Origin of the sequence: Acinetobacter sp. WY4, assembly GCF_018438165.1 — a bacterium.
Classification (GTDB): domain Bacteria; phylum Pseudomonadota; class Gammaproteobacteria; order Pseudomonadales; family Moraxellaceae; genus Acinetobacter.
On record NZ_CP053947.1, the window covers coordinates 2,138,255 to 2,153,756 of the forward strand.

Sequence of the window (15,502 nt, forward strand, 5' to 3'; positions counted from 1 at the left end):
ACATATTTATGACATCGTACTGTATTGTTATTTCATCTGGGTAATATTCAGACTTTTATCTGAATTTAGAAGAAAAGGGGCAACGTTGATTTAAACCGGGACAACTTGGGGGCTTAATGAGAAAAATTCTAGAAAAGCGATTTCACTAAAACTGTCATCAGTTATTCATAGTGATGTCATGTATAAAAACTAAGCTATTTTGAATTTTAACAACTGTTCAAAATCATTATGAATATAAAACCAAAAATATTGAGTTTAAGTTTAATACTTATGGGGTGCTCGTTTTCTGCACATGCACAATTAATGTTTAGTCAGTATATAGATGGTACATCTAATAAAAAGGGTTTGGAAATCTATAACCCTGACAGTTTAACAGTGAACTTAGCTGATTATGAGATTCAACAATTTACTAATGGTTCAACCACGAAATCTGCGACTTTTCAATTAGAAGGTTCATTGGCAAGTAAAGCAAAATACATTATTGGTCGAACAGAGTTGCAGGCAGTAATTGGTAATAAAGTCAATCAAGTGGCAGGACTTGCATTTAATGGAGATGATACCTTGGTCCTGTTTTATAAAGGTACTCCAATAGACCGTTTTGGTCGTGTGGGAGAGGATCCAGGTACTGGTTGGGGAGTGGGTTTTAGTAGTTATCAAAATAGTTTGTCACGTACTAAAACTTCAAATAATGTAACTTCAATTGATCCTGCAACAGCATTTGAGTTAGAAAGCGAATGGTCTAAATGGTCTGATCGAAATGAGTTTTCCCAGTATTTAGATACAAGCGCGCCTATAACCTCCCCCGTTACTCCTATCAGTTGTAATACAGCAGATACGGCGATTGCGGACCTACAATCTGCCGCAGAAAATCAACCATATGTTGTTCGTGGTGTTATTACCGCAGACTACCGTTATGACAATGGTTTTTCTGGTTTTTATATACAAACGCCCGATAGTAAAGCCAAATCCAATTTAAGTAATGCTATTTTTGTCTATCTTCCTGCAAGTAGTAAAATCACTGGAGGAAAAGTAGGTGAAGAGGTTATTTTAAAAGGTCGTTTAACCTCATATCAAAACCAACTCCAAATAGATCAACTTGATCAAAATATTCAAACCTGTCATACACAAGCATCCAATACAGTCACGGCACAGGCACTTAATTTACCGTTTACCAGTTTGACGGAGATAGCAGGAAATGTACCTAAACGCTATCAAGGGATGCTGGTTAAAATCCCACAAACTTTAACGATAAGTGAAAATTACAATTACGGTCGTTATGGTGAGCTATCTTTAAGTTTAGGTCGCTTGTATATTCCAACTAATCTATATCCTGCAAAATCTGCTGAAGCAGTTGCATTAGCCCAGCAAAATCTGCTTTCTAAAATTATCTTGGATGATGGCTATAATAATCAAAATAGAACACCATTACTTCCGCAAAACTTCAATGCCATAAATACATTAAGAACAGGTTCTGAACTGAAAAATGTTGAGGGGATTTTAGAATATCGTTTTAATGCATGGCGAATTCAACCGATACAGGGGAAGGTACAACCTGAAATTATCAAGGATACTAATTTACGTCCTTCAACGGTGATTCCAAAAGATGTTAAACAAATTCGCGCTGCGGCTTTTAATGTCTTAAATTATGATAATGGTTCAGAAAAAGGTTTCCCAACAGAACGTGGTGCAAGCTCAGAAACTGAGTTTAAGAAGCAACATCAAAAAATTGTCAGTGCTTTAAAAACAATTGATGCCGATGTGTATGGGTTAATGGAAATCGCAAATAATGGTTTTGATGATAAAAGTGCAGTGGCATACTTATCGCAAGCCTTAGGTGCAGACTGGAAATATGTCATTCCAACCCAAATGACAAAATTAGGTACAGATGCAATTGCAGTTGCGATTATCTATAACAGTAAGCGCGTAAAACCTGTAGGTGAGCCTGCAGTTTATGATGATCAGACTGAAAAGAACCGTGTCACCATGGCGCAAAGTTTCCAATCTGTAAATGGTGGAAAAATATTTACGATAGTACCCAATCACTTAAAGTCGAAAGGCAGTTGTCCTACCGATAAAACTCTGGCCGATGCTGATCAGGGTGATGGTCAAGGTTGCTGGAATGCAACACGTTTAACTGCAGTACAAGAACTTATGCAGTGGATTGCAAAAAATCCAACACAAGTGGCTAAACCAAATTATTTGCTGGTCGGTGATATGAATAGTTATGCTAAAGAAGATCCGATTTTAGCATTAGAAAAAGCCAATTATAAAGTCTTGCTCAATGACGAAAAAATTGGACAAGGTAAAACAGCCTATAGTTATGTATTTGGTGTTGCAAGTGATGCCAATGGCAATGGGGGCGCAGGAAACCTAGACCATGCAATTGCTGATGCAGACTTATATCCAATGGTGAAACGCGCTTTTGCTTGGCACATCAATGCTGATGAGCCGACGGCCTTAGACTATAACGAAGAATATAAAACAGATGAGCAAATTGCAGCATTCTATAGCGATGATGCATTCCGTTCTTCCGATCATGATCCTGTAATTGTTGATATGGATTTAAACGAAAATATATCGAGTAATCCTGATACAGGAAAAATAAGCGGTGGCAGCATGGGGATCTGGTCAATGTTAACCTTAACGGGCCTCGTTTTAGTTTCCATGATACGCAGACGTAAATTTTGATATGAGTTCATCGACTGTAAATTAAGAAAACTGACGAAATAAATTTAATCTATAAGGGGAAATTTCATATTTCTCCTTATTTTATTGAGTGCTTAAAAAATTAGCCAAGCAATAATCAAACATATGCTTATTCAAAATTTATAATTTAAGCTTGGGGCATGAAATGAAAAGTTCCCTAATGGGATAACTTAACCATTTGTTAAAAAACAATTAGAAAAAATAGTGAATGTCATGAATTTTAAACAGCAGACCTACATGATGTTTGTTTAAATTATAATCAGGTGGGGTGGTCATGTCTTTTAATAATAAACTAACTAGGTATTCGGGTTTTACATGCAGTTTATTAGTTTCTAGTATGTTTTTAACTGGGTGTAATAATGATAGTAAAGAAAATACGAATATAACGCCTGTTATTCCTCCTAAACCGCTGGAAGTCAATTTAGTACATATTAATGACAGTCATTCACATTTGGATGAGGAAAGTACTATATTAATGCTTGAAACTTCGATGGGTAAACGTGAAGAAATACAAGTCTCTAATGGTGGTTTTACACGCGTTGCTGCGTTGATGAATACTTTGGCAAGCACTGAGAAGAATCCAATAAAAATTCATTCAGGTGATGCCATTACTGGGGACCTCTATTTTACTTTGAAAGAAGGTGAAGCAGAGGCAGATCTCATGAATAGTGTTTGTTTCGATACGTTAACGCTAGGTAATCATGAATTCGATAATACGGATGATGGCTTAAAAAAATTTATTGGATTCTTAAATGATAAAGGTAATTGTGAAAATAAAACCCAAGTCTTGAGTGCAAATGTCGAGTTTGGAAAAACTTCAGCACTATACCAAACTAACCTTGTTAAACCTTATACAGTTATGGAAAAAGAAGGGCAGAAAATTGCTTTAATTGGTTTAACGATTGCCAATAAAACTAAAAATGCTTCTCGACCAAATCAAGATACTGTATTTAATGATGAAGTAGTTACTGCACAAAAATATATTGATGAGCTAAAACAGCAAGGCATCAATAAAATTATTGTTCAATCTCATTTAGGGTACGGGTTAGAAAAAGATTTAGCCACTAAATTGTCAGGCGTTGATGTCATTGTTGGCGGAGATTCTCATACCTTGCTGGCAGATGCGAAACTTAAAAGTTACGGTATAAGCCCAGAGGGTGACTATCCCACTGTATTAAAAAATAAAGATGGTGATCAGGTCTGTGTTGTACAGGCATGGCAATATAGTTATGTCGTCGGACAACTCAAAGTCAACTTTGATGCCGATGGTAAAATTGAAGCATGTGCAGGAAAAGCCAATGTATTGATTGGCGATGATTTTAAACGTACAGCTAAAGATGCTCCAGCATTGATGAGTACGGAACTAGATTCTATTAAGCGAGATATTGAAAATAGTAACTCCTTACGTATTGTACAGCCTGATGCTATAGCTTTAAGTATTTTAGAACCGTATAAAGTCGCTAAAAACTTATTAGGCAAAGAAAAAGTTGCCATTGCTAATGATAATTTATGCTTACGTCGTGTTCCAGGAATGACCAAAGATACATCACGTTCTAGTTTAGGTGATGTCTGCAATAAAGCAGATTTTATTAATCAGCATGGGGGTGATGTACAGCAGCTGGTTGCCGAAGCATTTCTACAGCAAGGTAAAAAATATTTTAATGCAGATATTTCAATCCAAAACGGAGGAGGGGTAAGGGTAGATCTGCCTCAAGGTGATATTACGGTAGAGAAAATTTATACAGTGCTGCCATTCAAAAATACCTTAGTACAATTAAATGCAACTGGCCAAGAAATTAAAGCAGTGCTGGAAGATGCCATGGATGCTGTTACGAGTAATAACACAGGCAGTTATCCATATGCGGGTGGACTACAATGGGATGTAGATTTAACTAAGGCAAAGGGTCAGCGTTTATCCAATTTAAAGGTTCGAAATGCACAAGGTCAATATCAGCCATTAAATATGAATCAGACCTATCAAGTAATTACCATCAACTTTCTGGCTGATGGTCAGGACTTTTACACAAGCTTTAAAGACATTACTGGTGAGCGTCGTATAGATGTGGGATTAGATTATGCAGAAGCATTTTTGCAGTATGTAGAAGGGTTACCTGGTGAAAAAGGGCAAAAGGCCTTGTCCCGATTGCCAGTTGAGCAATACAGCACGCAAAATTATAAAGAATAAAAAGGATTTATTGATAAAAGATAAAAATTTTGGCTCAGACCGATCCATAGTTTTAAAAAAAAGAAGCTCCATTGAGCTTCTTTTTTTTAAAACTATGGATTAGAGAAATATTACTTTTTAAATTTTCATTCAAATTAATTTAAAAGGGGAAATAACTATTCCGATTCGTAAAGCGTATATTTGGTCTATATAGTACAATGGAAGTTGATTACATAGTTTTTGCTGGAAAATCTAAGGTTTGTCGTAATTTTTTGAAAGACGTTAAGTGATATTTAAGAATCAAATAAACTATTTTCATCATAGTGAAATAATTTGATTTTATATTTAGTGCAAATAAATAATACTGAATAATTAGTGATACAGCGCAAATTGATCTGTTTAATTTGGGAGAGTTAAACAGATTTTTTTCTTGAAAAAAATATCTAATCCCTAGCCGAAATTGTTACGGCACTAACAGCCCCGTCAAGTTATTGAGCGGGGTTTTTCTTTTCTTATTGGTGGTACACATGGATGCAGTCAATGCAAAGAGAACCTTAAATAAATTACACAATGAGTGAAAGAGATATGAAAACTTTGAACCGACATTTATAAACAGCTAACAGGTGATCACTATTGATGATAATGATGCCTAGTATTTACATGCCTATGAAGAATATTTAATCCAATATTAACCAGGAATATCTATTTAAATACAAATAGAACAGTGGGTTAATTTTTTAAAAAAGTCGCTCTTGGTGTAATACAGTCATAGGCTTATGTAGGGTAGCAGGTGATATGTCATCTAACTCATTAAGCTGAACAGATCGTGGGCGGCCAATACACGCTAAGCAAAACTAAAATTGCAGAGCATGACCATCTTTTACTGAATAGAGCTGCAGACGAGGAAAATCCTCTAGAGTCGATGGATATTTATCTATTGATGATTTTACTAATTTGAAAAGTTGAGGCTGTTGTTTAACATCTAACTTTTTTGCAAATCTTGTCCAAGTAAGTGCCAAAATTTGGCAGGAAATAAATCATTCAAATTATTTCACATTCAATAATTGATCCCACTTGAAGTAGTTTTGAGTTAGCCGATCTCTTGACATGTTCCAGGTTCTATTCGGTAACGTACTTGCTCCTAAAGCCAGCTTGGTTTTGCCAAACTTATGATGGATTTCCTCAAGTGAATCCATCAGGTTATTGTCTAAGCTTATTTGCTTCATGTCAGTGAACAGGTCATAAATATGGGAAGCTTTAGGCTCCAGGCACGTCAAGATCACGCCACATTTCTTAAAGGCAATATCTTTGGTATACAAGTCATCAATCATCGTGGTAGCAATTTTAGAGAACACTAACAGGTTGTCAGTAGGTTCTTGTAAAGTCACTGCAGCTGACTTGCTGTAATAAGGTCTATACGTGTCAAACGGGTTAGATTGTACGAAGCCAATTATATAACCACACAATAAATTTTCACCTCTTAAACGAGTAACTGCATCTTGCACATAGAGGCTCATAGCTTCTTTTAAGTCGTCAATATGGTAAATCCTTTGTCCAAAAGAACGGCTTGCAACAATCTGCTTTTTTGGTGCCCGCGTATGCTCTAGCTCTATACATGAAACACCCTGCAATTCCAGTAATGTCCTATGCATGACGATAGAAAACTGATCTCTGATCATCAGAGGCGAAGCCATAATGAAATCCATGACTGAGTGTATCCCCATGCTGTTGAGCTTTTGGCTGTGCTTCCTGCCAACTCCCCAGATTTCACTCACTTCTATAGCTTGGTACAGATCTTCAGCAGAGCAAGGATCCATTGAAACTAGGTTGCATACACCGTTCAGATAAACATTCTTTTTCGCAATGTGGTTTGCTAGTTTTGCTTCTGTCTTAGATCTGCCAATGCCAATACATACTGGTAAACCAAGCCAAGAAAAAATACGCTGACGAATGTGCTGGGTATAGTCAGTTAAGTCGTAATTTCCCGCATGGGCTGTCAGATCGAGAAAACATTCATCAATAGAGTAAATCTCCTGTTCTTTAGGAGAAACAAAGTCGGACAGGACTTTCATGAATCTGCGTGACATCTCTGCATACAGGGCATAATTGCTAGAAAGCACTTGGACCTGATGCTGTTCAACGATGTCCTTGATCTGAAATAGAGGAACACCCATCTTAATGCCTAGGTCCTTGGCCTCTTGAGAGCGGGCTACAGCGCAGCCATCATTATTAGACAGGACAATTACTGGTTTATCTTTTAGACCAGGGTTAAAGATGCGCTCACAACTCACATAGCAATTATTAATGTCTACTAAAGCGTAGATTTTCTGAGAATATATGGTCATTGGGCAGGAAACCAATAAAGAAATTAACGATTTCTAAATGACTTAATGACAAAAGTAACCACACCCCAAATCACCATTTCCTGGCCATCTTGCAGATGAATGTCTGAGCAATCTGGATTTTCAGCTTTAAGCCAACGATAATTATTTTCGATCATTAAGCGTTTTACAGTGAAATCATTGTCGATCAGTGCAATCACGATGTCTTCATGTTTGGCGTCAATACTTCGGTCTACAATCAGTTCATCATCAATCTCAATACCTGCATCTCGCATAGAAAGTGAAGCGACTTTCACCACAAAGGTTGCTGCTTCATTTCTAATCAAGTGTTCATTCATGTCTAGAGTTTTATCTACATAGTCTTGGGCAGGGGATGGAAAGCCAGCAGCGATTTTCTCAGCGGCTAAAGGAATTTTCATGTAGGTGGATGACTCTACAACAGAGATTGAAGCAATATCATTAAAGCACGGGTTTTCTGTCTTATTGAGATAGTTTTTAATCTCTATAATCTTAGAGAGGGGCACTCTTAATGTTTTTGTAGGCTCGTTATATTTCAGTTTTCTACCTGCACCTTCTCTGATTCCACCACGATTATTGTTCATAATCTACCTACTATTTGATTTTGTGACAAAATCAAATATTAACTTTAACTCTTTGTAAAAACAATATAATTTGGATGAATGGTTAAGGTGAAATTATAAATTCCCGGAACTTATAGGCCTTATCTTTTGTTAATTCGCGGCATACTGAGTAACTTCTATTGAAGTTTAAGAGATCGTGGTCTGCCAATACAGGCTAGATGTAGACAAAACTTAAATGCTGCAAGAGCATGGCCATCTTTTACCGAATAGAGTTGCAGACGAGGAAACTCCTCTAGAGTCGATGGATGTTTACCTGTTGATGCTTTTGCTAATTTAAAAAGTTGAGGCTGTTGTTTACCATCTAACTTTGTTTGCAAATTTTGTCCAAGTAAGTGCCAAAATTTGGCAGGAAATAAAGCCTTAACTTGGGAGTAAAAATGTTCGAGTTGATCGATATCCTTCCAGCGGTAATGGATACCGGTATGTGATGCGGTCACTCGAGTTAAAAATACATTTAGGACGTATGCAATTTGTGCTGGATTTTTACGAGCTATTTTCTGTAGATGTTCAAAAAAATATGTCACTGTATAAAGCTCTTCAGCGCTATCAAGCATTGCTGGTTTTAAGTGGATTGAGCTATCAATACTAAATAAACGGGGATTCCCTTTTTTTGATTTAATGTCTGCTAAATTTAGGGCATTTTCATACCAATAATTGACAAGCTCTTCTGGTAAACACATTTTTTGAGATACAGCTTGAGGATCGTTGTGAATCTCTAATTGATTTAAGGTTTCATAAAAGCGTTGAAGTGAAATTTTAGAGCCTTCTGTGCCGGCGAAGAAAGCAAAAAAGTCATGGGATTGATTTGTTTGTACTGACAGTTCTGCAAGAATGTCAGTAGCATTACTCTGAAGCCAGTTTGTTTGATCATTCAATAATATAGTGGCTAGAACGGCCTGATTTTTCTCAAAATTAAAGTTTTTTTCATCCTTTGTTATTTTCAAATTTTTATATGTTGCATTGTAGCCCATGATTTTTTTAGCCAGTTCATTTGGCATATCTGGATGATGTTTTAGTAGTTTTTGACCAGCAATGAGATAACTTAAGTGAATATAACTTTTGAAAGTTTCAATGGGTTCTATATGCCCTAAAAGATGTGCGATAACAAACCAATGGTTTTGTCCATGTTGATTTTGAAGAAGTTCATCTCGAATTTTTTGATATTCGTTTTCGCTATAGTCAGTTAGCTCTTGCACAAGTGGCGCATATTCACAGTTAAGTACAAGTGATAAATGATTCGCTGCAGTGTGACGAAAAGAGTGAAATGAATAATGATGTCCTTTAAACACGTGATTCATTATCAGTTTTAGGGGCACAGTGACAGTGTGTCGATTCAGTTTTTTATTTTCATTTAAATTGCTGAATAAATATAAACTTTTCTTATTCTCTAAACGTTTTTCAACAATAAAATCGCTAAAAAATTGGTATTCATCGTCTTTAAGCAAAGCGTAGGCAGGCACAATGCGTTCCGCACTATCAGTTTTGAGCAGATGTTGATTTCCTTGTTTTTTCGAACCATACGGTTGAACCCAGATGGAAAATTGATCTAAACCCTCGATATCTTTTACACGTAACCCGAGGATTTCGTTAATACGCATACCAGTACGGTAAGCCAAAATATAAATGATTTTTAATAATTTATAGTGATGGTCTGAGATGGATTGGTCATGTAAGAGCTGATTTAACTTCTTTAATATGACCTGGAAGGCTGTATGACCTATGATGCGTGCCCGAGGTCGACTTTGCGATGCGATAAATTCAAGTTCGAAATCTTCTGCTTGAAAAACAATTTGCTGGAAGGTGTGAAAACGTTTCAACATGCGGATCGTTTGGTCTTTAGATTTTTTAAACTCAGGTTCATCTGCTTCATCAGCAAGTCGTGTATTGCTAATGATTTGTTGATAGATTTTGTTCAGTAGATCATTAATGTCATCATCGGCATCGACGTATTGCAAGGCATGAGTTAAAAACGGTTCTGCAATCCGGGTGTAATATGTATAGATTGAACTATCTGCGAGTTTTTGATTGTCTTGAGATGCCTTCGTGTACTGAGTTGTATCAAAATCAAAAGTGGCTGATAATTTTTTTATTTGCTCTGAATTTGGTCGATACAGACTGATGAGCCATAAGATAATACGCTTAGAAAACTTATTAAACTGCTCTTGGTGAAGCAGGCAAAAATCAATAATAAGTTCAGCAATGGGGTGTTCCGTTGATGGTGTGCGAATAATTTTCAGCAAGTTTTTATGAATAAATATGATATTTTCTACTGCTTCAGACGTATTGAGATCTGGTAGGGCTTTGGCGGTAGAAGAGACATTTTGTTCGATTTCATCACTTAATTGAGTTTTGAGTTTTGGGAATGCAAAATTTTCAAACTCATGTTCAGATAAACCACACGTGAGCGTGTTTTCTAACAAACATTGTGAGAGGGCAGGATCAATATCTGCATTGTGCAGTTGTACCCAATTAAAATTGGCATAGTCACGTAGAAATTTGAAAGTCTTTTGGGTGTATGGATGTTTTATTTTTTGAAAAATGAGGTGTAGATAAGCATCCACGTCTAGACTGATGTCACGAATTTGCCTTGTGTTGAAGTGAATGAGCCAAAGTCGTGTGAGTTGATCTGGAACAAAATTACGCGATTTTCGAATTGTTTTCTCATCGACAAATAGATCGCCATAGCTTGGAGAAAATGGCTCTAAAAAGATGATATTTAAATCGCAAATTTTTTGGATTTTTACGGGATTCTTTAAATGTTCAAGTAATGCATTTAATGTTGCTGTTTGACTTAGTCCACCATATAGCATTGAGCAAAGCAGAATATTTGCAATAATTTCTTCATCAGAAAACGTCGAGCTATCTTGAGCAAGAATCCAGTAGTGCCACAGTTTTTCGAGGATGATGTCAATTTCATGACCGGCCTGGATCCAATCCAAAGTGAAAATTGGTTCATCACGTTTCATCTCGAAGGTGAGATAAGGTAGTGGGAGGTCTAGGTTATTGCTCTTATTGAGGTCTTTGATATATGTTCGGAAGAATTCATGTGCATATTTATTCCAAGCCAAATTTGGTGCTTTACGTTTAATAAACTCATAAATCGCAGGATAAGCTTGAATTAAGTCTTCAGTTGAGAATTTTTGTTCATCAAAGTATTGGCGGAGCTCATGTTCTGCATCAGCTCGTAGATTCTTTTCTAATTCATTACGTTGAAGTTGACGTCTATCTTCTGCATAGCGTTTTTTTGAGATTTTTTTATTGCGTGAGGACATCAACTTCAACACCTGTAATTTTAAAATACGTTTTCATTTGCTCTAAAACATCTGCAATTTTGGAAAATTGAGAGAGCGATAAACTGGAAAATGGATGGGCTGCTTCTTGTTGCATAAGCTCATGTCCAAAAAGTGCCAAAATTTCAGGTTCAGAAACTTTATGAGTTAAAAATGCACGAGCTGTGTGGCGATGCCAGTTTGCATGATCAAGACCTAATTCTGGATGAAATTTTTTTACTGAAGATGGGCTTAACGGTATCCAGTCATTATTCTGAATGATTCCCAAGAGGGGGAGCTTACTCATTTTGATTTGTTGTATGACCTCACTTAAAGCTGGTTGACTCATCATGATTTGAATCAAAAAATATTCTAAAAAATTAAGGAATTTTTTTATCTCTTCAACTAAAAATGGGCAAAGTGGAATGAGGCGTCCAAATCCATTACGGCCGCCTACTTCTTTGTCTGAAACCATCAAAATTTGGCGTTTTAAATTAAAGTTTTTAAGAAATCCAGGGAATTCAGCAACGGGGCGTGCTGCTGTAAAAAGAAGAAGGATATGCCATAACCAGATGTTGTAATGATTAAAGATTGAAATTAGGTCATCTTCGGCTTGTGAAAAAATATTAAATTTCAATACAGCAAAAATCTCTGTAATTACCTGTGGCTTGGGAGCTTTACGACTACCAAAATAAAGTGTTGAATCAGATGGTGAAGTGGTAACACCACTTTCATATTTACGCACTATATCCGTACAGAGTGATTTTAAAATATCGAGATATTGTGCGTGTAAACGCGGGATATTCTGATGACAATAAGAAATAGACGATGACTGATTTGCATCAATCCCTGTAACTAGGTCTGCAAGTTGTTTATTACCTGTTTTTTCAAGAACCGTGTGATGCAGTAGAGAACTCACCTTTACGACAGACAGTTTTGGAATCAGTAATTCTTGTCTTAATTTGCGTAAATATTGCTGTATATCATCGATACTAACCGAATCCATTTTGCGAAGATCCTCTATGAATAGATTCGGAATTGGAATGTCTAAATAGATAGTCTGATTGAGCAAGCTGTCCGAATACTTAAAATTGCGGTTCTCAAATATATTAAATTTACTGCGTAAGAAGAACTGATCATTTTTATGGAGCAATTCTTGGCGGTTATTTAATTTTTTAGCTCGCTTACTTTCTATATATAACCACTCATTCACACTATTGCCTGTTAAAAATGCAAGTATCAGGATCAAAGCACTTTTATTTTGATGTTCAGAGTAGTCCACATGAAGTCTTTTCAGTAGATGGTTCACGCTAGATGGATTTGGGAAAAAACTACTCGACGTGAGTAAATGTTCTTTACGTTGAATATGTTTTGCAACGAGTGGTAGAACATAACTTTGAATCGTTTCTGAATGTGCTGCCAGTGGTGTGACATGAGTTGGATTGACAACAATTTGCCGACTAACTGGCTCATCAATTAACGTTTCTATATTCAGTGCTTTAGATTTAGCACTTTTTTTTATTTCTACACTTTCTTCAATGAATTGTTCTTCATCAAGAAATTGATGTTGAAGCTGTGTACCGATACTTGCACGTGCAATCTTCGCTTTGTTTTTTAAAACGTAGTTAAAGGTAACACGAATATCATTGAGTAGATTACGGTCAAACTCAGGCAATTCATCCTTATCTAATGTGATCAGATGTTGAATAAATTGTTCTAAGCTCAGCGTTGGATATTGAAGATAGGTATTCCAGAGACGTTGATACTCTTCTGTATTTTGATATTTTTTTTCAGTATCTAAATTTTTATTCGCATTCCTAAAGCGCTGAAATAAGCGCTTTATGGTATTGAAGTGTTCTGTGTGTGCTTGTTTAAAAAGCTCTGGTTTAAGCTCAGGAAGAGCAATTAAATAAATTGCCGCTTTTAAAACTAAAATATTCCAATTTTTTGCATGCGTCTGCAATTCAGAAAATTGTGCAATTGAATTGATGTATGACGTAATAGGTAAATCACTAATCTTAACTTTTTTCGTGAACGCGATTACCGGAGGTGTCGGCAGTTGCGAATCAAAGTCTACATCGATATCAAAGTAATCAAGATTGAGACCAACCAGAAAATTGTCAGTCTGTTTAGAAGACAATATTTTAACCACAAAGTTAATATGTTGCGTACGTTCAAATTGCTCATCACCAAACAGTTTTTCTAGTGTTTTTTGCAGTGAAATAACTGGCAAATCAATATACTCGTTTAGAGAGTTCGACACTATGATCTCCAAATTTTTTCTGTACTTAGGCAACTATCAGAGTGACCAATGAGTTCTTTTACACAGCTGCTGTTGAGTGATAATTCATTAAAAATATGTGTGCGCTGTTGTTCGATATTTTTAATACGTCGATTAAGTTGATTTCGAGAACATGAAAGCAGTTGTGCTAGCAGCTCCAGACTCATTTGATAATGTGGCTTTAAAGATGATTCTTTATTAAGAGTTAATAGTGTTTGACGTGAAAGATGCGTGTTAATCAAATGCAATGCTTTTTTGGGATTTAACGACAGAATATTAATTTTATTAGATTTGATGAATTGAATAAATTCAAGACTGCATAACTCTTTCAGAAATAATAATTCGTCATCTGAAAAAGATTGTTGATGATGAATAATTAAAGTGACTTCTTTGATATCATTCTTTAAGTAGCTAAGATATAAGTGAATATTATTAAAAACGGTGTAGCTATCAAATTCTGGAGTTTTCCAGACATGAAGTTCTTTTATACGATTAGAAATATCTAAATCTACTGCGAGATTTTTCCACATATTTAAGTAGCATAGATTGAAACCATAAGCGTGTGGATGAATGGTGATTCTGCTTTTTTTGAAATTTTTTACAGTACTTATCTGTGTTGCTGGAAACTTTAAAAGTAGTTCAGATGTCAAATCCATAAATGCCATTGAATAAAAATAATATAGTAATATTCAAGGATATTTAGAGTTTTTGAATATGGCAGGAGGCATCATTTTTTTCTTAATTTTAAAGTTTTTTATTATCGAAGGTTTCAAAATTTCCTACTGGATAGGATACTCACTATTAGTTAGCTATATTTGTGAATTGGCAAAAAATAACATGTTTTTATTATGATGTTCACATAGCAGATTACAATGAATACAGTAGGGATGAGTACAGTTAAATTATTACAATAACAATGCTCAAATTTGACCTTTTTTAATGGTAACTAAAATCAAGCAGGAATCAATTTTTGATAAGTATGTAGACAAATTTAATTTGATTGATATCGGGAGCCGTATATGGAAATTAAACAACTGAAACAGGTAGAAGTCGTTACAGATGTTGTATGTGATGTATGCAACCAATCAACGAAATTGGAATTTGGAACTTTATCTGCGCATTGGGGGCTATGGTTTTAAGCATGACGGGGAAAGATATGAATTGCAGTTATGTGAGAAATGTTTTTTTTATGCACTTGCGACATTAAAAAAAGAGCGAGCAGATGAGTTTATGTTTGATGAAAACTTTGACCCTTCAACCCTAGATGGGTTTGGGTTGAAGTGAACCTATCATCGCGACAGGTTCTAAGAATCCATAAAATACTGACTCAGATTCAAGCCAGCAACTTCATTTTTAATGGCGAGTAAGGGATTCAGGAAAAATATTGTTCTTTGCTTCGAGGTCACTGAGTTCAGAAAAGGCTTGAATACCGCCTGCGGCTTTAATTGCATCTAAAGCGACAGATAGAGCTTCCTGATCTGACAGGAATGTTTCATCCCATACGGTAGAAGTACCACTTTGGCTCACCACTTCCAGTGTCCAGTCACTATCAGGTAATCGATAAATTAGAATTTCAATTTGCTCATTATCCTCTTGTAAAACTTGAGATAAGGGAGAGTCGATTAAATCATTTTCATCATAATCCAGAGTACTGTCATTATCAGACATCAGCGGCAGCCTTTATTGTATTTAACATCCGTCCATAGTAATGAATGAATTAAATTTTGCCTAGCAGTGGATATTATGGGGTACAAAGAATGGCTAAATTCAAAAAATAATTGCCCCGACAATAAAACAAAATAATCCAAAAATCCCCCAAATCCAGACATTCGATTTGGGTTGCTCAGTATGTGATGTATAGAACGGTTGTTGTTCCTGAACAGGATTCTCTTGGTTGCCAGCTCTGTTCTTATAGGGGTGGTGTTTTGAATAGGATAGGCCTGTGCCAGGAATACCAACGCTGGTTCGGGTGCTTTTTTTGCCAATATTTAAAGAAGCACCAGGTTTGCCAATGCTCGCGCTACTAATGCCTTTATGCGTCAGATTGATTTTTAATCCAGGTAATATTTTAATACTCTTGCGAAATTTGAAGCCCATAT

The 15,502-nt window shown here is 35.9% G+C and carries 9 protein-coding genes and 2 pseudogenes; 3 read left to right on the forward strand and 8 right to left on the reverse strand.

Annotated elements, in window-relative coordinates:
• The first annotated feature begins 225 nt into the window (after positions 1 to 225).
• Entirely contained in the window at positions 226 to 2,688 is a 2,463-nt protein-coding gene (locus tag G4D73_RS09995) for an ExeM/NucH family extracellular endonuclease (protein ID WP_200004097.1), read from the forward strand.
• Positions 2,689 to 2,980: 292 nt separating this feature from the next.
• Positions 2,981 to 4,891, forward strand: a complete 1,911-nt coding sequence (locus tag G4D73_RS10000) for a bifunctional metallophosphatase/5'-nucleotidase (RefSeq protein ID WP_213686688.1) — start codon at positions 2,981 to 2,983, stop codon at positions 4,889 to 4,891.
• Between the two features lie 716 nt (positions 4,892 to 5,607).
• Here G4D73_RS10000 and G4D73_RS15720 read toward each other — a convergent pair.
• From G4D73_RS15720 to G4D73_RS10025, 6 genes and pseudogenes are all read right to left on the reverse strand, one after another.
• Positions 5,608 to 5,906, reverse strand: a pseudogene (locus tag G4D73_RS15720) (hypothetical protein); the annotation flags it as partial.
• 10 nt (positions 5,907 to 5,916) lie between these two features.
• A complete protein-coding gene (locus G4D73_RS10005; RefSeq protein WP_005108359.1) occupies positions 5,917 to 7,215 on the reverse strand; it encodes a Y-family DNA polymerase in 1,299 nt (432 codons plus the stop codon).
• Between the two features lie 23 nt (positions 7,216 to 7,238).
• Positions 7,239 to 7,814, reverse strand: coding sequence for a LexA family protein (locus G4D73_RS10010; protein ID WP_005105086.1), 576 nt, complete (start codon positions 7,812 to 7,814; stop codon positions 7,239 to 7,241).
• A 155-nt stretch (positions 7,815 to 7,969) separates the two neighbouring features.
• The gene (locus tag G4D73_RS10015) at positions 7,970 to 11,125 is read right to left on the reverse strand and encodes a site-specific integrase (RefSeq protein ID WP_213686689.1); all 3,156 of its coding nucleotides are present in this window, start codon (positions 11,123 to 11,125) and stop codon (positions 7,970 to 7,972) included.
• Positions 11,109 to 13,385: a hypothetical protein gene (locus G4D73_RS10020; RefSeq protein WP_213686690.1), complete on the reverse strand. Its 2,277-nt coding sequence runs from the start codon at positions 13,383 to 13,385 to the stop codon at positions 11,109 to 11,111. Before G4D73_RS10020 ends, G4D73_RS10015 begins: the two co-directional genes overlap by 17 nt.
• A complete protein-coding gene (locus G4D73_RS10025) occupies positions 13,385 to 14,059 on the reverse strand; it encodes a hypothetical protein (RefSeq protein ID WP_004280945.1) in 675 nt (224 codons plus the stop codon). Before G4D73_RS10025 ends, G4D73_RS10020 begins: the two co-directional genes overlap by 1 nt.
• Before the next feature lie 363 nt (positions 14,060 to 14,422).
• Here G4D73_RS10025 and G4D73_RS10030 point away from each other — a divergent pair.
• Positions 14,423 to 14,687, forward strand: a pseudogene (locus G4D73_RS10030) (hypothetical protein).
• 69 nt (positions 14,688 to 14,756) lie between these two features.
• On the opposite strand, the gene G4D73_RS10035 reads toward G4D73_RS10030, so the two are convergent.
• Complete coding sequence (locus G4D73_RS10035) at positions 14,757 to 15,071, reverse strand: hypothetical protein (protein ID WP_213686691.1); 315 nt, start codon at positions 15,069 to 15,071, stop codon at positions 14,757 to 14,759.
• Between the two features lie 99 nt (positions 15,072 to 15,170).
• Entirely contained in the window at positions 15,171 to 15,500 is a 330-nt protein-coding gene (locus tag G4D73_RS10040; RefSeq protein WP_155861432.1) for a DUF4236 domain-containing protein, read from the reverse strand.
• Positions 15,501 to 15,502 lie beyond the last annotated feature (2 nt).

What these genes read in the sequence shown, in the direction of transcription:
- G4D73_RS10000 (WP_213686688.1), top strand. Translation starts at nt 2,981, where the DNA reads ATGTCTTTTAATAATAAACTAACTAGGTATTCGGGTTTTACATGCAGT.
- G4D73_RS10005 (WP_005108359.1), bottom strand. Translation starts at nt 7,215, where the DNA reads ATGACCATATATTCTCAGAAAATCTACGCTTTAGTAGACATTAATAAT.
- G4D73_RS10010 (WP_005105086.1), bottom strand. Translation starts at nt 7,814, where the DNA reads ATGAACAATAATCGTGGTGGAATCAGAGAAGGTGCAGGTAGAAAACTG.
- G4D73_RS10015 (WP_213686689.1), bottom strand. Translation starts at nt 11,125, where the DNA reads ATGTCCTCACGCAATAAAAAAATCTCAAAAAAACGCTATGCAGAAGAT.
- G4D73_RS10025 (WP_004280945.1), bottom strand. Translation starts at nt 14,059, where the DNA reads ATGGATTTGACATCTGAACTACTTTTAAAGTTTCCAGCAACACAGATA.
- G4D73_RS10035 (WP_213686691.1), bottom strand. Translation starts at nt 15,071, where the DNA reads ATGTCTGATAATGACAGTACTCTGGATTATGATGAAAATGATTTAATC.
- G4D73_RS10040 (WP_155861432.1), bottom strand. Translation starts at nt 15,500, where the DNA reads ATGGGCTTCAAATTTCGCAAGAGTATTAAAATATTACCTGGATTAAAA.